Here is a 20980-nt window from a genome sequence, read left to right as displayed (position 1 = left end):
AATACTAGTTTATGATTAATTCAAAGATGATATTCCGGATTCTGGGCTTTCTGCTTCTGATAGAAACAGCGATGCTGTTATGTTGTGGAGCGGTCTCTCTTTTTTATAAAGAGAATGACTTGCAGAGTTTCCTGATTTCATCTGCTGTCACAGCCTGTATCGGCGTTCTGTTGCTTGCCGTCGGGAAAGACGCAGTGAAATCCTTGAATCGTCGCGATGGATATGTCATCGTCAGCGCAGCATGGGTTACCTTTTCCCTTTTCGGAATGTTACCTTATTATATAGGAGGATATATTCCCAATGTTACAGATGCTTTTTTTGAAACGATGTCCGGATTTAGCAGTACGGGGGCCACTATTCTGAATAATATAGAGTCGATGCCCCACGGAATACTTTTCTGGCGGGCTATGACGCAATGGATAGGTGGTTTGGGTATTGTATTCTTCACCATTGCCGTTCTGCCGATTTTCGGTGTGGGCGGAATTCAGGTATTCGCAGCAGAAGCCAGTGGACCTACTCATGACAAAGTGCATCCCCGCATTGGCATCACCGCTAAATGGATTTGGGGTATTTATGCCGGAATGACGGGAACACTGATTATTTTATTAATAGGTGGTGGCATGAGTATATTCGATAGTATATGTCATGCTTTTGCAACGACCAGTACCGGTGGGTTCTCTACCAAACAGGCCAGCATTGAATATTACCATTCACCTTACATAGACTATGTAATTTCCATTTTCATGTTCCTTTCAGGTATTAACTTCACATTGCTGCTATTGATGTTTAACGGGAAGATTAAGAAGTTCTTACATGATGCGGAACTGAAGTTCTACTTTATTTGTGTTTCATTCTTCACTCTATTCATTGCTGTCTGGCTCCATCAGACTTCTTCTATGGGAGTAGAGGAGGCATTCCGGAAATCGCTTTTCCAAGTGATCTCATTGCAAACTTCTACGGGATTCGTCACAGCTGACTATATGCTTTGGCCTTCCATCCTTTGGGGCTGCCTCGTCATTGTGATGATTATCGGAGCTTGTGCCGGCAGTACAACAGGGGGGATCAAGTGCATTCGTATGGTTATTCTGTTTCAAGTAGTGAAAAATGAATTCAAACATATTCTTCACCCTAACGCCATACTCCCGGTGCGGGTAAATAAGCAAGTTATTTCCCCTTCCATCCAGTCTACTGTATTGGCTTTCACCTTTTTGTATGTAGTTCTTGTTATCATCAGCGTGCTTGTCATGATGGGCTTAGGAGTCGGTTTCTTGGAATCAATAGGAACAATAATCTCAAGTATAGGCAATATGGGACCAGGTCTCGGCACATGTGGCCCGGCTTTCTCGTGGAGTGCATTGCCCGATGCTGCCAAATGGCTGCTTTCTTTCTTAATGCTCTTGGGACGCTTGGAATTATTTACTGTATTATTGCTTTTCACTTCCGACTTCTGGAAGAAGAATTAAAAACTCAAATTCTCAACAATACTTATCCCTATGAGAAAAAATACTCATACCTATGAGAATATATTTCCATTGGTATGAGTATTTTTTCTCATTACGATGAGTATTCTATCGTATTTCTACGTCATTATCGCATCATATCTTTCTAAGTAAAATCTTTCTTACTACAGGTTTATTAACCTCATAAATCTTATTGATAAGAACTTCCATTTCCTGCTCACGAGCTTCACGGACAGGATCCAGCATCATCTTTGAATACATATCGCGACGTCCTTTCAACCAGACATTCTTATCCACGTTTTCATCCATTATCTCAATTGCTTTTCTATCATTAGCGAACAACAATCCCTGCTGCTGGAAAAAGCCAAATTGACACCATGCATACTCTCTGAATGTTCTTTCAATCTCCCAACGATATTCATTCAGGTGCATCACTGTCAATGCCTGTTGATATTGAGGAGTTTTGGATTCGGCAGCTAGATTAATGCCTTTTGCCAAGTCGTCTCCACTCCATATTCCAATTTCTTCCTCATCAATCAACAATTTATAATCACCTTTCAGACCTGTTACTTTCAGAACCTCACGATTCATTTCATCCATAAAAGGAATGACTTTCGTAGCTTCTGCCTGACCTTTTTTTGTCCCCATCCACGGGCAATCGTATCCAAAGGATAAGGAAGAGCTTCTGCCAGATAGTCAAAGCTCAAATCTTTCCCGTTCTTCTTGATATTTGAGATTGTACAATTCTCTGCTTTAACTGCCTGTTTCTTATTAGCATTTATCTCCATTTCTGCTACTTCTTTACCCACAAATCCTTGTGCTTTCAGGAAAAGGTAAGCCATCACCATGTGTCCGTCATTATCCGGATGAATACGGTCGCTGCCACAAAGCGTAAATGCCGGATCTTTCTGTTGGTTTTGTTGATTCAAAGCAACCATAGGAGCATTCAAATCCGTAAATTCCCAATTGTTCTTAGCTGCAGATTCTTTCTGGTATTCAACGATACGTTTGATAGTTTCGTTCTTTGTTTTGAACGGTACATTCTCTTTCAATTGCACGGTTTCATCATAAGGGGAAGTTCCGACCATCACAATACGGGTATCAGGAAGATCTTTGAAACGCTTCTCCATTTGCTGATAGTTCTTGATACTTTCCTGATATTTCTGTTCACCGAATTCTTTGGGATTATCCCCGTTATATTCAAAATATCCGGAGTCATTCATACCAAAAGTAACCATCAATACAGAGGGTTTCATTGGGAAAATATCTCCATCCAAGCGTTTGTTCATATCGTATGCCGTATCTCCGCCAATACCACCGTTCAATATGCGGAGAGGCATATTCGGAAAACGAGTCATATAATACAACCAGATATACGAATGGTAATGACCGCCATCCGTGATACTGTTTCCTAAAAATACTGCTCTTTCACCCTCTTTAAAAGGTTTCACAGTTTGAGCAAAGGCAGTAGTATATGTCATACAAACTGCCGCAATCAATACAAAAATCTTTTTCATGTCTTAATATTTTTTACAAATACAAATGCCAAACAGAAAGATTATGATCTTCTTCATGAACATTTTCTTTATTTTTTGAGAGGGTCGTATACGGCAACTGCTACGCGAGAATCAGCACAGCCATAATAGAGGAACCACTTCTGGTTGTGGAATACAAGTCCCTCGATAAATACAGTTCCGGCAGGATATTGTCCGCTTTTCTCAAAGTCTGATTCGGGAGTATAGAACGGTTTATCCAGACGATCGATCAGTTTGGTGGGGTCTTTACTATCAAACAGGGCTTGTCCGGCACAATAGGAATTCGCTGTATAAAGCGTATCCCCCTCTGCACCCGATTTGTTTTTACCGTTATAAAACAACAGGATTCCTTTATCTGTCAGGATAGCAGGAGGACCACATTCGGTCAGGTCACTGTCGAATTTACCCGGACGGGGTATCATGACTTTCAGGAATTCGCCGTTTTCATCCAACATTGGTTCCCAGTTGACGAGGTCTGTGGAGGTAGCTACATTGACAAACTTTTCTCCCCAATACATCCAGTATTTCCCATCTATTTGAGCGATCACTTGTTTGCCGTCAACTAATTTAGTCAGGATAGAGGCAGACTTTGAGAATTCATCCAGAAATCTTCCATTATAGGCTTTGGCAAAAGCAGGTCCGTGTTTTTCCCAAGTTTGGAGGTCACGTGAGGTGGCCACTGCCAAACGTGCCTGTTTACGGTTCCATTGTGTGTAATGCATTACATAGAGTCCGTCTTCTGTTACGGCAACGCGCGGGTCTTCGCAACCACCCGGATTCTCGAGTTCTTTCTGGCTATCGTCTGCCGGATAAAATACGGGAACAGTCATTCGTTGGAAATTTATTCCGTCGTCGGAAGAAGCGTATCCTAAACGGGAAGTACGTGAACCAATACCGGTTGCCGAATTATCTTCAGCCCGATAGAGCACTACTACTTTTCCATCATAAACGGTGGCAGCCGGATTGAATGTATCGCTCGCCTCCCATGCCACTGAATCCTGCCTCATCGGACAATAGAAAATAGTAGTAGTATCAGGTGAGATAATTGGATTAACGCCTTCCGGACGCTGGAAGTCCGCCCACGCCCAATCCGGAAATTCGGATGTTTGTTTCTTCTCGCCACATGAAGTAACGAATGCGGCAGCCATCAGTAGACAAGCTATGTTCTGTAGTTTTCTTTTCATTCTTACGTTGTTTGATTAATATGTCTTCATAATTAGTTTTTCAAATAAAATAGGCACGGATTACACAGATTAACGCTGTTGCTTTACATACCCATCATTCTAAAAACCGTGAAATCCGTGTAATCCGTGCCTAATCTTTTTGCAAAATTATTACCAACCTGCTTTATTTCTTTAAGGGAAAGAGGGAGGCACCACTTTAGTTCCCCATTTTACATCGGGTTTGGCCGAGGTAGCAAAATCAATAGTCCCACCATTATTAAGTTGATTCCAATCTATCCATGTACTATCATACGGTTTGCCATTCAACTTCATGGATTTGATATAGATATTCTTTTCCGAACCGCCTTTTATCACTATATCTCCTTTCTTCAGATGAACTTTCACCGATGAAAAGATTGGTGTATTTACAGTAAAGCCTCCTATTCCCGGTATTTCGGGATAAAGACCGATACAGGCAAACACATACCAGGCACCCATCGTACCTAAATCATCATTACCCGGCAGACCGTCAATTTTACTTGAATACTGTTCATTCAATACACGGTTGATAATTTCCTGTGCTTTATAGGGAGTTCCCACCCAGTTGTATATCCAGGGGATATGGAAACTCGGTTCATTGCCGGAAGCAAACCAGGCATCATTGTAGCCGGCATCCAGACGGGTGAAGAATTCGTCCAAACGTTTCTCTGCCGCGGCTTTTCCACCGATTATTTCAATCAGACCGGCAATATCGTAAGGCACCATCCAGAAATAATTCTTATAGGTCGATTCACGGAAGTCTTCAGTCAGAGGTTTCCACGAACCATCCGGATTACGTGATTGCAACCAGCCGGTTTCCTGATTGTACAGATTCTTCCATGAACGGGCAAAATGAAAATAACGCCAACTTGCAAATTCATCTCCTACGGCGTGCAATGCAAACTGTCCGATGGCAAAATCCGCAGAAGTATATTCCAATTGAATGGAAGCATTATAATATCCTTTATCCAAATACTGTTTCAATCCCGGACGCGCCTCCACATTCTGCGACATTGCTCCCGGTTCTTCGGCTCCCTTTCTCATTATTTTGAAGATCGGCTTCGGATCATAATTACGGGCACCAAAAGCATAGGCATTAGAGATCAGGATAGGAGTCGGATCTCCTTGCATCACTCCGGTTTCAATATTCGCCATGACCCAACGTGGATAAGCGCCGCCAGCTTCTTCAGCAAATAGTTGGTGAGAAATCACAATATCAGAAGCTACTTCGGGATCGAGCATCGACAATAATTGAATCTGTGTGCGATAGGTATCCCAGTTGCTGAAAGAGGTATAGTGTTTAGAACGGGACTTATGCACCTTGAAATCAGCTCCCATATACTCTCCGTTCACATCACTGCATACATTCGGGTGAATGAACGAACGATACAGATGGGTATAAAATTGAGTGGTCCGGTCCGGATTAGTGCCCTCTACTTCGATTTTACCCAAGTAGTCATTCCACTTGGATTCTGCCTGGTTTTGAATCTGTAAGAAGTCCCATCCGGTATTCTCTGCTTTCAGATTCTCACGTGCATTTTCTACGGAAACATAAGAAACACCAATCTTATACTGGATATTTTTCTTCTTGCTTACATCAAAAGTAAAGTAGACTCCGGAATATTCTCCCTCGGCAAAAGTGGTGTTCGGTTTCAGTTCATCTCTTTTCCAGGTTCCCGATTCCAAGGCATCGGCATCAAATTCTGCAACGAAATAGACTTTATACGGTGTACGCAGACCGCAGAAATTGCCACCCTCCGCATAACCTTCACACTTATTCGGTGCAGTGATTACAACGGCTGCCTGCTCGATCGGAGTGGCGGAAATACCTCCACCGATAATGACCGTACCATATTGTTGATCTGCCGGATATTCATAATTCGCCATACCGGTTCTTTCGGTCACAGTCAGTTTGGCTTTGATATCTTCCTGCACCATTGCCTCATAATAGCCGGCATGTCCTTTTTCTTCAGAGATATTGATACGATAGTTGAGAATGTTGTCCGGAGACATCTTCAGTTTGCCTTTTACCGGAAAAGTAGGGAAGTTGCCCATGTGTTCGCAACCGCCGCCACTCAATTGGTTGATAACGAATCCGGAACGTTTGGAAAAGTAAGAAGGGGTGAACTGCACCATTCCATAAGGATAGGTGGCTCCAGGATAAAGATATCCCGAAGTCAGACCAACGCCTTTTGTACCTATCAGTGTATTCACCTGACGGGCATAATTGCTCCCGGCATTCTGTGCCAGGAGGCTCCCCCACCCTCCAATCAATACCAATAATAAACCTGTTAAAACTTTATTTTTCATACTGTATTTCGTTGTTTCTTTTCTTATTCTTTCGACAGAGAGAAAGGAGCGGCATATTTTGACGTGCATCTTTCTTTATTCGGTTGCCCTCCCATTTCAAAACGGAGCGTACCACCGTCTGCTATATCGTCATATTTAATGAAATTCTTGTCCAATACACGTCCATTCAAAGTAGCAGACTGGATATAGACATTCTCTTTATTGTTGTTATTTGCTTCAATCACAAACTTATTTCCGTTTTCCAGCGTTATGGTAGCCTTTTTAAATAGTGGACTGCCAATCACATATTCATCCGTACCCGGACAAACAGCATATATACCTAATGAACTCAATATATACCAGGATGACATACCGCCTTGATCTTCATCACCCGGATATCCTCTTTCTGTTGAATTATAGAGTCTTTCAACAATCTGGCGTACCCAATACTGTGTTTTCCATGGCTGTCCGGCATAGCTATACAGGTAAGGCATGTGCTGAATCGGCTGATTGCCATGTGCATACTGTCCCATCCCTGCGATTTCCATTTCTTTCATTTCATGGATCACTCCTCCGTATGTTCCCGGCTTGATAGTGCTGGGCAGGGTAAACACTGAATCTATTTTGGTAGTAAACTTCTCATCGCTTCCGAACAAGTTGATTAATCCTTCGGTATCATGGAATACCGACCAGGTATAATGCCAAGCATTGCCCTCACAGAAAGGTCCGCCCCATTCCAGCGGGTCAAACGGTTCCTGCCATTTGCCATCGACTCCTTTTCCACGCATAAAGCCGATGGATGGATCGAATACATTCTTATAGTTGTACATCTGACGAGCAAAAACTTCCTGATAGTGTTTGTTTCCGACCATTTTTGCCAGCTGGTAGCCACAGAAGTCATCATAAGCATATTCCATGGTCTGGGCACTCGATCCCATTGATTCCGGATAAGGAACATATCCCAGTTCAAAATATTCTTTCCAAAAGCCGCGTCCGTTGGCTCCTCCCCAGGGACCTTTGTTCATCGCTTCGTGTGCGTATGCTTTCAATGCTTTTTCCGGGTCGAAGGTACGGATGCCTTTTGCCCATGCGTCTGCCAATAATGAGATGGAGTGATTACCCAACATTCCTCCCGTTTCTCCGGGAGCCGACCAAGATGGTAGCCACCCGCATTGTTCCTGTGCGGCAAACAAAGCATTCATGTAGCGTCCCTGCATAGTGGGATGAAGAATATTGGTCAGTGGGAACTGTGAACGGAAAGTATCCCAGAATCCATTATCGGTATACATATATCCGTCATATACTTTGCCATCGTAAGGGCTGTAATAATAAGGTTCTCCGTTCGCTTTACGTTCGTAGAATTTGCGTGAGAAGAGATTAGCCCGGAACAGACATGAATAAAAAGTCTTCATTTGTTCTTCTGTTCCACCCTCTACCTGAATTCTGTTCAGCAGTTCATTCCATGTTTTTTGTCCACGGGCTTTAGTGGTTTCCAGATTGGAGTCTTTACCCAGTTCATTGTTCAAAGTAACCACAGCCTGTTCTGCACTGATATAGGAAGAGGCTGCCTTAGCCTGTACTTTCGAGCCTTTCTTAAATTTGATATAAGCGCCATAACCTTTTCCTGCTCCCTCCTGTTTTTTAGAGAAGATTTCATCTTTCTGATTTTCCCATACGCCGTAATCTTCAAATGCTTTATCGAATTGCACAACGAAGTAGCTGCGGAATGTCTTGGAATTATTTACAAAACGCTGGTTATTCACCCAACCGGATATTTGTCTCTTGGCGGGATCTATTTTGATTTCACTCATATCTGTATATCCGTCGATCACCAGATAGGCATCTCCGGTAGAGGGATAGGAAAAACGCAAATGCACCCCGCGGGTTGTCGGTGCCATTTCGGTGGTAATGCCATTATTCAGTGTTACTTTATAATAATGCGGCTTGGCAATTTCATTGTCATGACTAAATTTCGTCGCCCGTTTATCCTGATTAACGACTAGTTCTCCCACCATCGGCATAAAGGAATATACGGCATAATCACTCATCCACGGGCTGCATTGATGTGACTGGCAGAATCCTCTGATGGCATCTATCGCATACTGATACTTCCAGCCCTCTCCATTCTTTCCGGTTTGTGCAGACCACGTATGCATGGCATAGGGCATACCGGTAGTAGGATATGTATTTCCATAACTTAATCCAAAATGGGAATCAGTGCCCTGTAACGTATTGACGTATTGCACCAAGTCTTTCGTTTGAGCGTATATTCCTGTGGAAATAAAAACTGCTACAATAGAAGTCAATAGATTTTTGATAGTTATCATTTGCACATTATTATATGATAGTTATTTACTTCTTTAAGACGAATAAAAATACAATTACCACTAAATCCTCCTCTAGTAAAAGGAAAAAAGAAAATAATGCATATCATGACATCATTCTCTTTTAACACATCAACTAGTTTATTACGTAGAGTAAAAGACTACTTAATAGTACAAACTAAATATAAACCATAATTTCAATAATATAAAATTTAGTGTGAATACAAACCAAATACAAAATCATAGCTTCCTCTATCTACGACTATTGTTTTCTTTTGAATACCTATCTTTTTATTGTTTATCTTGCACGAAACAGCATTATCAGGTATACAAACAGTAGCAGTTGTTCCCGCAGGAATTGCCAATTGAAGACACAACTGGTCATCTTCCAATTTCCAATTGACGCCAATAGTACCATAAGGAGATTCTTTCGTAATTTTAGCCCAAGTTACTCCATTGGGTATTTGAGGATCAATATAGATATGACGATATCCTGGAGCAGCCTCATCAGGATGTATTCCTCCTACAGCTTGGTAGAACCAGGTTCCAATCCCATTATAGCAGTTATGTACCCGGCTACGTTCACCACTCCAATATTCCCAAGTTGCTGTAGCACCATTATCAATCATATACAAATAACCAGGATAATCACGTTTCTTCAACATCTGATAGAAGAAATCTACCTTCTTATTCCGAACAGCCCATTCTGTCAGGATTGGTACTCCAACCAAACCAACTGCTATATGTCCTTTATGTTTTTCCGCAGTGATAGCCATCATATTCTCTTTCACTGTGTTATATAGAGAATCGGGTACGACACCTACCAGCATAGGATAGCACATATCCAACTGCGAACCGGTAGAATAAATGCCATCATTCGGACGATAAAAAGTTCTATGTATTAATCCATTAAGCTTTTCTTTACGTATTGCAAATTCTTCGGCCTCTTCTTTCTTACCCAACGTTAGGGCTGCCTTACTCATAGTACCTAGACATTCACTGATAAAACAGTTATTTACTAAATCTACAGATGACTGGTCACCGGAATCCACTCCCATCGGTGCCAGCCAATCGCCAAGATACCAGTCACGATATTTTGTATCAGGCCAGCGTTTCAATAAGCCATCGACTGTATATTTATCAACATACTTGAACCACTCTTTCATTTGAGAATAATATTTCTTTATTAGCCGTGAATCACCGTAATTAACATAAGTTCTCCAAGGAGCCAACACAAAGAATCCACACCAATAAGGACCACCTCCGCCAGCACCGGGATTAGGTCCAACATGTGGTAAACTACCTCCCTCACGCATGGAGTCTCCCCATGTCTGTACCCAGTTTAGAAAAGTTGGAGCTACGTCATACATAGTCTGTAAAGATATTGTTGAAGAATTCCCGTCACCACCATAACCGGCGCGTTCCAAATGGGGACAGTCTACCATATATCCGCTAAAAGTGAGGCATTTCATTGTATACTGAATCATATTATGAATATCATTCAAATCGACATCCGAACACTCAAAAGTAGCGGTTTGCTGATAATCTCCGTGAATCTGGAGAGATCTCATCCATTCACTTTCTGGCCTTACAGGAAGATTAGAGATCCGTACATACCGATAGGCATGATGATTGAATTTATTTCTAAAGCATTCTCCTTCCCGTCCACCAGATATATAAATATCACTCTCGCCCTGCTTATCAAATGCCCCATCCTTAGTCAAATTATCACTGTATTCCATTATTATTTCATGCCCCATAGGCAACATAGGCATGTGCATTTCAAACCATCCGGTTTGTACCCGTCCCATATCTACCAGCCAAACGTCTTCGTTCAGCTTCTTTATAGAAACAGGTTGTAATTTCTGATAAATTTTATTTACCTCACACATTTGAGGTGAAGTGATATGATTTGGGACTTTCACCGATACGACTGGAGCCCACCTCATTTTGTCCAAAGTTTGTGAAGAAAGATCTATCGGTAAAATTCTCCCATCCACCCTTTCACCAGCAAACTGCAATGCACGCCAAGTCCCTGTATCTGCATAACCACTCTCACGTCCCCACCACGAATTATCGGTTTTCGTTAGCACTTCCCACTTTCCATTTCGTAAGACATTCAATTCGGCCTTTACTAATGGACCATCATATGCTGCTCCAAAAGTAGTGCTTTTATACCATCCTTGTCCAATCCAGATCAATAAGTCATTTTCTCCCTCTCTTAAGTAGGGAGTTACATCATAAGTAACAATCAAGGAACGCTTAGTCAGATGAGATACAGCAGGTGTCAAAACGCTTTCTCCTACTTTTTCTCCATTAATATAAATCTCGTGATAGCCCAGTGTATTCACGTGTAGAAATGCAGTTTCCTTTCTTTTTATATTTATTTTCTTGCGAAGAATAGGAGCACAAATCTCCCCGCCCTCAACAGAAGCCCCTATATATTCACCATGCATTTGTGATTGTTCTAAAATACCAATAGAAAAATGAGCTATCGAGCTCCATGCTGAAACCTGCATTTTAGAGTTCCACACACGAACTCTCCAATAACATAATGAACGGGAAGATAAAGAAACACCTTGATAAGGTACCATCACCGAATTATCAGACTTCAATTTTCCTGTATTCCACAAATCTGCTTTATTCCGGACCAGTAAAATACTATCCGAAGCAACCTGTATCTCATAATAGGCTTGTCCGCCTATTAATTCTTTACCTTTCAATTTCCAACTGAAATGAGGAGTGACATTATCAATGCCCAGAGGATTGACCAAATTCTCACACTTTAATTCTGCCAGTATAAAAGGAGGCTCTTTTGTTTCGCCATATACAAACAATGACATACCACAAAAGCAATGTATTAATCCTACACATAATAACAAACGTATATTCCTCATAAAATATCTGTTAAATATTCAACACAATCGATTCATATCCCTCTACCCACAGCCAGCAAAATGACTATGAATCACCTATATTATAAATCTACCCTAGTCAACCTCACCCGATGAATGACAGGCTTGTTTATTTCATAAATTGTTTCAACAATAGAATTCATATAATTACTCCATACTTTACGGATTTCAGGGTGCATCGCCTTGATATACCAACCGTAACTTGCCCTAAGAAAAAAGTCCTTAGGCAAATATTCTTGAAGTTTATTAATGGCTTTCTGATTATCGGCAAATAAAAGACCTTCTTTTTTCAGAAATGAATATTCTGTCCACAAATATTCCCTAAATCGTTTTTCTATTTCAAACCGCTCTTCATTCAGATACATGATCTTTATGGCTTGCTGATATTGGGGAGTAATCGGATAATTCGCTAAATTAACCCCATCTTCCAACTGTTCTGATGAAATTTCATCTATAAACTGATTGTCTATAGTCAACCGATAAGTCCCTTTCTGTAGATTGATTACCTGACAATGTTCCTGATTGAATTCTTCCATAAACGGAACTAATTGCATCGCGTCACGTTGAGATCTATTGTTTCCCCAGCCATGTCGAGGAATGGAATCCAAAGGATAAGGAAGTGCATAAGCCAGATAATCGAAAGTAAGTTCATTCTTTTCCTTCTTCAATTTTGATATTTTGCAGTTCTTATGTGTAACCACATTCGAACTCTGTGCATCAATCAAGAATTCCGATACCTTATTTCCATTCAAGCCTTGTGCTTTCAAAAATAAATAGGCCATCACCATCTGACCGTCATTATCAGGATGAATCCTATCTATCCTACAAAAAGTAAATGTAGAATCTTTCTTCTGTTCTTCTAAGCTTATTTCACACATCGGACGATTGAAATCCACAAACCCCCAGCCGTTTTTTCGTGCCGATGTACGCTGGGCATCTACAATTTTCAAGATAGCATCATTCTTCTGATGCAGAATGAATCTATTAAATTTTGAGGTTTCATCATAAAGAGAACTACCGATCAACACCTTGGTTATTTTATTTTTAGCCTGTAATCGCTCCTCTATCTCCCGAAAGCCTTTTAATGATTTTATGATCTGTTGTTCTGATAGTTCTTTAGCGTCATCTTTCATGTAAATATCATAACCAGTATCATTCATACCAAAAGTAAGAGCTACATAAGTCGGTTTTCTGTCAAAAACATCATAATCCAACCGTTCTTTAATATCCCATACACTTTCTCCACCAATGCCAGCATTCATGATAACAATCGGCTTATCAGGAAAACGGGTCATATAATATAACCATATAAACGAATGATAATGTCCACTATGAGTTATGCTATTACCAGTGAATACTACTCGTTCTCCTTTTCTAAAAGGAGGTATAGCAGATTGTGCTTGCAAGCCATTACAACTTATATAAAATAAGCATACTAGAAAAAGTATATTACTAAATATTTTTATATTCATCAGCCATTAAAACTATTCAATAATAAAATTATTATGATTTACATACCCTATCCCATCTGATCAGAACATTTCATAATATAGGAGAACCCCGTTATTACACTACTACCAAAACTTAAAAGTGGAGAACTTAATTAAGTTCTCCACTTCCATTTATCATTCGCATGTTTCCTCTACTACAAAATCACTATTAGTTTCATTATCCAAAATAGAAATACTTTTATCCTTATTTGTAAAATGAACCCGGATATTTAAGATAACAGCATCTTTTGGCAAACTGAAGAACTCTTTCGGGTAAATATATTTCTGCCATGGAAGTAACCTGGCCCATATCACCTAATTCTTCCATTAATGTCTTACTGCTTGTCTCATCTATAGTCTTTTCTTTTTCCACTCCGTTTTCCTCGTATGTTACTTTCCCCACCAAATACGCTTCACCACCTTTAAGACCACCTTCCGTTACATAATTTGGTTCATTATACTTGATTGAGAAGATATCACCGAAACCGAAAGTAGCTGGCACAAACGAAATTGCAGGATCAGCAGTAAAGTCCATCATTGGTTCATCTCCTCCAGTTACCTCAAGTACCTTAGAAGCTTTCACATAATCATCTGGGTATTTTTCACTGTTAAATCCAAAAGCTTCACCACAGAATGTATAACCCATAAAGAATTTTATAGCTCTTGCTCCTGTATGAAGTTTAATATTCACAGTACCAGTTACTTCTTTTTGTCCTGCAACCTGATCATTAATCTGGAATGTAGTAGCGGACTTAAAAACGACCCATTCAACAGGACCGGTATTCTCTAATACACCAATCTTACTTTGAAATGAAGATGCCCAAGGCAAAGCGTCCGATGGATTTTTTTCTCCCTGATCCTACAAGTACCATAGGTTCATTAGTCACAACATTAGCTGCAAAGCCTGCTGCAGTTGTAAGTGTCAGAGTAGCATTATTGGCCACATTCCAGCTTTTGGGAACCAAGATGCCAAACGCCAATTTACTATTACCATCAGTTTCTGCAACGATCTTTATTTTAACTGAAATATTAATATCGCTATCCACCTGAGCGTTATCCGGATGAATAATATCCTCTATAGTCATACAAGTGGCAACAAGGAATGATGCTACCAAAAGTAGCAACAAATGTTTGCTTTTTTTCATGAGTTTCATATGTATTCTATTTATTGATTTATACTTTTAAAGGTGTATTTATAATTCAGTGACGGACAATCCAATTGGAAAGGAATAGTGAATTCTCCATTTTGATAATAGGCGATTACATGTTCTGTCCCAGTTATACGCAATTCATTGGGAAGTGCCTCTGTATTCAGATAGCAATCTACTTTACCAGATGGGACCTCAAAATTATAAGGAGAGAAAGGTACCTCCCCGTTAGAAAAAGTCACGCCGCTTATTTTACTGTCAGTGTAGTGTATGGTCAGACGAAACGTCTCAAAGAATGGGAACTTTGAAGCGACATCTATACCATTTATATTCACCTCATCGTATTGCATTACCTGTCTAATACCATAATTTATATCTCCATCAACAGGATAATTATCACTCATCTTTACCCGGTCATCAGTATTACAACCTGAGAGGGAAAATAGCAATGATACTATTACTAAAATCAATGTATTCTTTTTCATATCTTTTTAAACTTTTCTAAATTTGAACTATAAGTGCATTGCCCAAATTCCTTGCAACAATACATTCTTATTTCTCATTCATTTTAAAATCTTATCTATTTCGATCCAAAAAAATCTGGGACGATAAGTACTCACATCACTAAACTGTTCTGCAAAAACTTCTGTATTGACATTATAGCTTATTAATAGCATACCGTCCTTCTCGAATTGAGGATGAGCCATCGCATTATAAGTAAATAAGTGAGGGATATCCTGTTCGTATGTCTTGAAAATAAGTTGTTTGTTTCCCCACGGTCCATACGGAGTATCTGCCGTGAACGTGTATATCTCGCCAGAATTGAATGTTTTCTTCTGCGTTAGCAAAACATATTTATCACGCAATCTAAACACATTGAACTGTGAGGAAACCGGCACACTTGTCAAACCTTTTAACTTTTCTGCTGCGGAAGCATTAGTGCTCCAACCGGAACCTGTGTAATACTCCCAACCTGTATACAGATTATTCATCATAGATCTTGCAACTAACACTTCAGAAATAGGATTCATATCATTAGTCACATCTACTTGCGCATACATATAAACATACTCTCCATCTTTCAGTGCTGCCATTCCATAATGAATATTCTCGGAACCATTAAAAGGTATGGGAGTAGTCTTTACCAGCTCCAGGCCAGGTAAGTTATACTCCAGAATGTGGGTTGTTTCGTATCTGAATCCCCACATATCACCACTTCCCTGATACATCAATGTCTGAAAAATATAGAGTTTGTTACCATCCACAAATCCATGGCCGGGCCAGTACCACTTCTTTTCATCCGGATATTCGGGAGGTACGGCTGCCGAAGAGTTTTTATTGCCATTGGCTCCGTAAATAGCACTGACTTTACCTTTACTATACACAATATACGTATTTCTATACATGTGATCTGAACCAGAACGTTGACCATTAGTAACAGTCCCGATATATGAATCGCCCATCATGAAGATACTTCTGCCATCGGGCAACAGAATCGAATACATACCATCTCCTCCCGTAACACTACCTTGGTCAGGAATGATAATCCTTGATATTGTTTTGTCAAGACCATCAATCTTTACTTGCGTCGCAAAGGTTTTTACAACCTCATCATTCTTGATTAATGATATAGATACAGATACAAGTTCATTGTACGGTACATGAGTGAAATAGAATTCCGTCTTATCTTTACCGACAGTTTTGACTGTTTTGGGCTTGTCTAGCTCAAACCTATAATTATCAAAACTCACTTTGGTATTAGTAAGTTCCCACGACAAGTATAGCGTATCAGCATTTGATGAATTAATGACCTTCATAAAAGTATCACTTTCTCCATTGTCAAATGGGTTCTCTTTTGTGCCCTCATCCTCCGAACAAGAGAATAAAAGACATAAACAGAATGCTAAAAATACCATATATTTGGAGTTACACTTCATTTTCAAGTTATTTATTTTCAGTATCTTTTTGCAATGACATTTTTTAGTCTCTTTTCAGATTAGGATTCAAACGTTTTTCCCGGATAGGATAAGGTAATAAAAGATCTGCTTCCTTAAATGCAGCACTATGTCCTGGAGTTTGATACCCAATCATATCTACAATCTGACCTGTGACAGCATGCAAAGCTTTTCGAGTTCTCAACATATCATACCATGTCTGTCCTTCAAAGCAAATTTCCCAGAATCTTTCTTTCAAGACATCATTCGTCTTTATTGAAGTCGGTTTTGCTTCTGTAGGCAATGCTCTTTTTCTCACTGCATAATATGCATCAATTGCATCGGTGTCAGCTGTTGTACCTCCATCCGCTTGTGCCTTTGCTTCAGCCATTATCAACAATACATCAGCATATCTCAGCAATGTGTAATTAGCACCTGATTTTCCTGTATTCGCTGCCTCATCATCCCAATATTTATATATATAAGGTCTTCCTAATTGAACTATTGCTGACTTATCAAGAGCTTCATGCTCGGTATAATAAAATGCCTGTTCATCCTTACGTTTATCACCAGTGGGATATGAATTATAAAACAACATCGTTGGAACCAATGCACCGCCATATACAGCATTGGCTGAAATAGCTTTTGCAGGTGCGGGATAAGGTAGCATATTACCATGTACAGGAGAACCAGCATTATCTGCCTCTCTTTGAATAGACCATATATGTTCACCCGCATTTTCACTGGTTCTCAATTCTTCGTATGTATCAAACAATTTAAACGCCTCACTTTTATATACTTCACTGGCCTTTGCATAAGCTTTCTGATAATATTCTGTGCCTTTCTGTAATGGATATCCGGCCATTGTCAAATAAATCTTAGCATGCAATGATTTTACAGCTCCTTTAGAAACTCTTCCGTTGGCATTCGTCCAGACACTTTTATCCATGAGTTCACCAGCTTTCGTCATATCCTTATCTATTTGATCATAAACTCCTTCAATGGATGTTAACCCTATCTCAACATTTGATAAATCTGATGTGCTGGTTAGTTTCAATGGAACAGGTCCATAAAGTCTTACCAAATTGAAGTAGTAATATGCGCGCATAAAATAAACTTCACCTAACAGCTCGTTTTTTTTATCTTGAGTTAAAATTCCCTCCTTCATGGATTCAATACCTTCAATAATGCTATTGCAGTTCTCTATAGCTTTGTATCCCGTTTCCCAGAATTTCTGAACATATCCGTTATTTTCCGCCACATTCAGATTGTTGGCCTGTGCCAAATCCTGAGTGCCCGAACCACGAAGCCGTTCACCATATCCAGACAAGTATTCTATAAAGATGAATGTTTGTGAACCTGGTTCTATATCTCCGTCAAAGATATCGTCCAAAAATGTATATAGTCCGTTCACTGCAGCGACTACTTGCCCTTCATTTTGGAAGTATAATTCAGGGGTAAGGAATGTTTTAGGTTTCTCTTCAAGAAATGCATCACATGATGTTGCAATTACTGCCAGAGTAATCAACCCACATAAAATTGAATATATTTTTTTCATAATCGTCTATTTTATTTTCTTAAAATACAACCTTTATATTACCAGTAATAGTAGTCGGACGGGGATAAGCATAAAAATCTATACTTTGTCCACTATCTGCATTGAATGCACCAACTTCCGGGTCATATCCTGGATATTTTGTAATTACCAACAAATTTTCTGCAGAAACCCCTATAGACAAACTTTCAAAAATTTTAAGCGCTTTCATAACTTTAGGAGAAAAAGTATATGATAATGAAATGTTACGAAGTCTCAAGAAATCACCTTTTATGAAGCATATATGAGTCTTTCTCATTTTCTCCAAAGTAGTTATCCGAAGGAAGACGTAACGCGGCAATCATTGTATTCTGATTTTCAGGAGTCCATGCGTTAAGTATGGATTTAACATTATTACTATACAATGGTCTGTTTTCTAACATGGAATTTGTAATGTCCATAATTTTAAATCCATAAGTATAGTTCAGGTCGACCATCAAAGAGAGACCTTTATAAGTGAATGTATTTACCATTGTCAGACTTCCTTTAGGAGTACCACTTCCCATAATCTGGCGGTCTTCCTCATCAATTTTATAGTCTTTATTCACATCTTCATATTTGATGTCACCTGGTTTCTTACCATATTTAGCAGCTTCTGCTACTTCTGCCAATCCCCATGTGCCCAGTCTTTTATATACATAGTATGACGCCCACTTTTCTCCTTCTCTAGCTATCGTATTATTACCTGTATCAATCGTTTCTCCATTGATATCTGCAACCACCAATTTATTGGTAGAAAATACCAAGTCTGTTACCCACATAAAATCACGGGTATGAATGTTGCGTGAAGTAATAGTTGTCTCAAAACCTTTATTAACTATTTCTCCCAGATTAGTCCATGTAGTCGTATAGCCGGTTGTAAAAGGAACCTGCTTTTCGAACAACAAATCTTTAGTAGATTTGTGATAGTAATCCATGATTACTTCCAAACGATTATCCCAGAAACTCATATCAACTCCGATATTGAATTGACGTGACGATTCCCACTTCAAGTCTTTATTACCTAGATTACTAAGAACTACGTAAGAGGTAAGTGCCTTGTTAAATATAGTAGAGCCGTTGCTATATTGCGATATGGTTCTATAATTGGGAATAGAAGCATTTCCTACGATACCATAACTAGCTCTCAATTTCATTTGACTGAGGACATCTTTTACAGGGAAGAAGAATTTTTCCTCTGAAATACGCCATCCGGCTGATACAGATGGAAAATATCCATACTTATTATTCATACCAAAGTTTGAAGCACCATCCACTCTGAATGTGAAACCAAGAAGGTATCTATCAAGAAAACTGTGGTTCATTCTAAAATAGTATGAATTCATAGTATTCTGATTCATTCCTGATTTTGGTTCATGCCATGTGGTTCCTGCCGATAAATTGTGATAGCCGAACGAATCGTCGAAATATTGTTCAGACCCCGAAGATGATTCTTCTGCATGATTATAATACCAACTGGCTCCCAAAACAAAGTTCGAGCTAAGTTTTCCATCAAAGAAAGTATCTGTATAAGTAAAATAGTTTTCACTGGTAAGTTTTTGGCTATCGCTATTTTTTATATCAGCATATCCGCCATTGTTTTCACTGACATCAAACAGCCCGGCTTTGGCATAGCTCATTTCTTTCCTATTTGATACCTGATAATCTCCCTGAGTAGTAAATGTTAACTTCTTAGTAATGTCAAATGTAGCATTCAAACTAAACAATGAGAAGTTAGACTTCCATTCGTTCTTTCTATCCTGAAGTAGTAACAACGGATTCTCTGCTGTTTCCGATAAAGGATAATCGTGTTTACGTCCCCATGTACCATCATCATATTTAATAGGAACGATAGGTGGCATTTCAATCATGTTTCTGATAGCCCCCTGATTAAAAGATCCCTCCATATCGTTATTATTGCCTTTCTGACTACCTACAGTTCCCACAAGTTGGATACGGAACCAATCTTTTATCTTAGTTCTTACATTCAATGTAGCAGAATAACGTTCGTACACACTTTCTTTTATCAATCCTTCCTGATTCTGGTATCCGACACTGGCATATACGCTTGTATCTTCATTCCCTGATGAGAAAGAAAGGATATGGTCGTTAGTCATAGCTGTTTGTGTCACCGCTTTCTGCCAATCTGTATTATATTTCGGAGAAGCAATCAAAAGTCCGTTTTTATCGTATTGGTAATTTTGGGAAGCATCTTTAGCATAATAGAACAGATTTTCATAAGGTGTTGTCAAATGAGGCATTGTCTGTCCACTATATGCGTATGCACGTCTTTGAACCTCCATATATTCATCCGCATTCAGCATGTCGAGCTTACGGTTCATAAAGCCAAATCCGACTTTACCATCATAAGTGATTGAGCCTTTGCCTTTTTTACCCTTCTTGGTGGTTATAAGAACAACTCCGTTTGATCCTTGTGCACCATACATGGCAGTTGCAGCAGCATCTTTAAGAACATCAATAGATTCCACGTTGGCAGCGTTTATAATGTCCGGATCCACTCCAATAACACCATCCAATACATAGATAGGATCTTTTCCTGCATTGATAGATCCCATACCACGAACACGTAAAGATGACGATCCACCTGGTCTACCAGACATCGATATATTTTGCACACCTGCTACTTTTCCGGCAACGCTCTGCATAATATTGAAAGCCGAAGGTCTGTTATTCAGTTCATCACCTTTCACAGAACTAACAGAAATTGACATATCTTTTTTCGAACGGGTTCCATATCCAATAACCACCACATCATCAATCAACACTGCATCTGATTCCATTACCACTTTAAACTGTGACTTGCTGCCAATAGGCAATTCTCTCGTCTTCATTCCCATATAAGAGAATTGTAGGATTCCTGCATTTGCGGGTATCTTTAGTGTAAAGACACCATCAAGATTAGTTGTCGTACCCACTCTCGTACCTTTAACCATTACCGTTACCCCTATTAAAGGCTCACCATTTTCATCTGTCACTAAACCAGAAATTGTTCTTTCTGATTGTTGCAAAATGCTGTCTGAAAAGGCTTTTGCCTGAACTCCACCCCATAATAGTAGAGCCAGTAACAACATCATTTTTGCAAGTCCGGG

General features: G+C 39.6%; 13 protein-coding genes and 1 pseudogene. 1 reads left to right on the top strand and 13 read right to left on the bottom strand.

Annotation, left to right across the window (positions count from 1 at the left end; genetic code table 11):
• Window positions 1-11: 11 nt before the first annotated feature.
• Window positions 12-1463, top strand: coding sequence for a TrkH family potassium uptake protein (locus NXX38_RS11915; RefSeq protein ID WP_258979559.1), 1452 nt, complete (start codon window positions 12-14; stop codon window positions 1461-1463).
• Window positions 1464-1595: 132 nt separating this feature from the next.
• Here NXX38_RS11915 and NXX38_RS11910 read toward each other — a convergent pair.
• From NXX38_RS11910 to NXX38_RS11850, 13 genes and pseudogenes are all read right to left on the bottom strand, one after another.
• Window positions 1596-2977: pseudogene (locus NXX38_RS11910) on the bottom strand (SGNH/GDSL hydrolase family protein).
• Window positions 2978-3045: 68 nt separating this feature from the next.
• Window positions 3046-4179, bottom strand: coding sequence for a glycoside hydrolase family 130 protein (locus NXX38_RS11905; RefSeq protein ID WP_258979557.1), 1134 nt, complete (start codon window positions 4177-4179; stop codon window positions 3046-3048).
• A gap of 171 nt (window positions 4180-4350) precedes the next feature.
• The gene (locus NXX38_RS11900; RefSeq protein WP_258979555.1) at window positions 4351-6507 is read right to left on the bottom strand and encodes a GH92 family glycosyl hydrolase; all 2157 of its coding nucleotides are present in this window, start codon (window positions 6505-6507) and stop codon (window positions 4351-4353) included.
• Between the two features lie 23 nt (window positions 6508-6530).
• Entirely contained in the window at window positions 6531-8813 is a 2283-nt protein-coding gene (locus NXX38_RS11895; RefSeq protein WP_258979553.1) for a GH92 family glycosyl hydrolase, read from the bottom strand.
• A 209-nt stretch (window positions 8814-9022) separates the two neighbouring features.
• Complete coding sequence (locus NXX38_RS11890; RefSeq protein WP_258979551.1) at window positions 9023-11707, bottom strand: glycoside hydrolase family 78 protein; 2685 nt, start codon at window positions 11705-11707, stop codon at window positions 9023-9025.
• A gap of 80 nt (window positions 11708-11787) precedes the next feature.
• A complete protein-coding gene (locus NXX38_RS11885; RefSeq protein WP_258979549.1) occupies window positions 11788-13197 on the bottom strand; it encodes an SGNH/GDSL hydrolase family protein in 1410 nt (469 codons plus the stop codon).
• A gap of 223 nt (window positions 13198-13420) precedes the next feature.
• A complete protein-coding gene (locus NXX38_RS11880) occupies window positions 13421-14044 on the bottom strand; it encodes a DUF4961 domain-containing protein (RefSeq protein WP_258979548.1) in 624 nt (207 codons plus the stop codon).
• A complete protein-coding gene (locus tag NXX38_RS11875; protein ID WP_258979547.1) occupies window positions 14016-14369 on the bottom strand; it encodes a DUF4961 domain-containing protein in 354 nt (117 codons plus the stop codon). The genes NXX38_RS11880 and NXX38_RS11875 overlap by 29 nt, the downstream gene beginning before the upstream one ends.
• Before the next feature lie 11 nt (window positions 14370-14380).
• The gene (locus NXX38_RS11870; protein ID WP_195648554.1) at window positions 14381-14848 is read right to left on the bottom strand and encodes a hypothetical protein; all 468 of its coding nucleotides are present in this window, start codon (window positions 14846-14848) and stop codon (window positions 14381-14383) included.
• Window positions 14849-14926: 78 nt separating this feature from the next.
• The gene (locus NXX38_RS11865) at window positions 14927-16300 is read right to left on the bottom strand and encodes a DUF5005 domain-containing protein (protein ID WP_258979544.1); all 1374 of its coding nucleotides are present in this window, start codon (window positions 16298-16300) and stop codon (window positions 14927-14929) included.
• A 43-nt stretch (window positions 16301-16343) separates the two neighbouring features.
• Window positions 16344-17855 (bottom strand): RagB/SusD family nutrient uptake outer membrane protein, encoded by a 1512-nt coding sequence (locus NXX38_RS11860; RefSeq protein ID WP_258979542.1) that lies wholly within the window; start codon window positions 17853-17855, stop codon window positions 16344-16346.
• Window positions 17856-17874: 19 nt separating this feature from the next.
• Window positions 17875-18063, bottom strand: a complete 189-nt coding sequence (locus NXX38_RS11855; RefSeq protein ID WP_258979537.1) for a hypothetical protein — start codon at window positions 18061-18063, stop codon at window positions 17875-17877.
• Between the two features lie 52 nt (window positions 18064-18115).
• Entirely contained in the window at window positions 18116-20965 is a 2850-nt protein-coding gene (locus tag NXX38_RS11850; RefSeq protein ID WP_258979536.1) for a TonB-dependent receptor, read from the bottom strand.
• Between the last annotated feature and the right edge of the window lie 15 nt (window positions 20966-20980).

This window comes from Bacteroides sp. BFG-637 (assembly GCF_024793605.1).
GTDB classification, from domain to species: domain Bacteria; phylum Bacteroidota; class Bacteroidia; order Bacteroidales; family Bacteroidaceae; genus Bacteroides; species Bacteroides vicugnae.
The sequence above is the reverse complement of the archived record's forward strand: the minus strand, read 5'-3'. Positions and strand labels throughout refer to the sequence as shown.

Bases quoted from the DNA above. Each gene is read 5' to 3' on its own strand.
- NXX38_RS11915 (WP_258979559.1), top strand. From the start codon at position 12: ATGATTAATTCAAAGATGATATTCCGGATTCTGGGCTTTCTGCTTCTG.
- NXX38_RS11905 (WP_258979557.1), bottom strand. From the start codon at position 4,179: ATGAAAAGAAAACTACAGAACATAGCTTGTCTACTGATGGCTGCCGCA.
- NXX38_RS11900 (WP_258979555.1), bottom strand. From the start codon at position 6,507: ATGAAAAATAAAGTTTTAACAGGTTTATTATTGGTATTGATTGGAGGG.
- NXX38_RS11895 (WP_258979553.1), bottom strand. From the start codon at position 8,813: ATGATAACTATCAAAAATCTATTGACTTCTATTGTAGCAGTTTTTATT.
- NXX38_RS11890 (WP_258979551.1), bottom strand. From the start codon at position 11,707: ATGAGGAATATACGTTTGTTATTATGTGTAGGATTAATACATTGCTTT.
- NXX38_RS11885 (WP_258979549.1), bottom strand. From the start codon at position 13,197: ATGAATATAAAAATATTTAGTAATATACTTTTTCTAGTATGCTTATTT.
- NXX38_RS11875 (WP_258979547.1), bottom strand. From the start codon at position 14,369: ATGAAACTCATGAAAAAAAGCAAACATTTGTTGCTACTTTTGGTAGCA.
- NXX38_RS11870 (WP_195648554.1), bottom strand. From the start codon at position 14,848: ATGAAAAAGAATACATTGATTTTAGTAATAGTATCATTGCTATTTTCC.
- NXX38_RS11865 (WP_258979544.1), bottom strand. From the start codon at position 16,300: ATGAAGTGTAACTCCAAATATATGGTATTTTTAGCATTCTGTTTATGT.
- NXX38_RS11860 (WP_258979542.1), bottom strand. From the start codon at position 17,855: ATGAAAAAAATATATTCAATTTTATGTGGGTTGATTACTCTGGCAGTA.
- NXX38_RS11855 (WP_258979537.1), bottom strand. From the start codon at position 18,063: ATGAAAGCGCTTAAAATTTTTGAAAGTTTGTCTATAGGGGTTTCTGCA.
- NXX38_RS11850 (WP_258979536.1), bottom strand. From the start codon at position 20,965: ATGATGTTGTTACTGGCTCTACTATTATGGGGTGGAGTTCAGGCAAAA.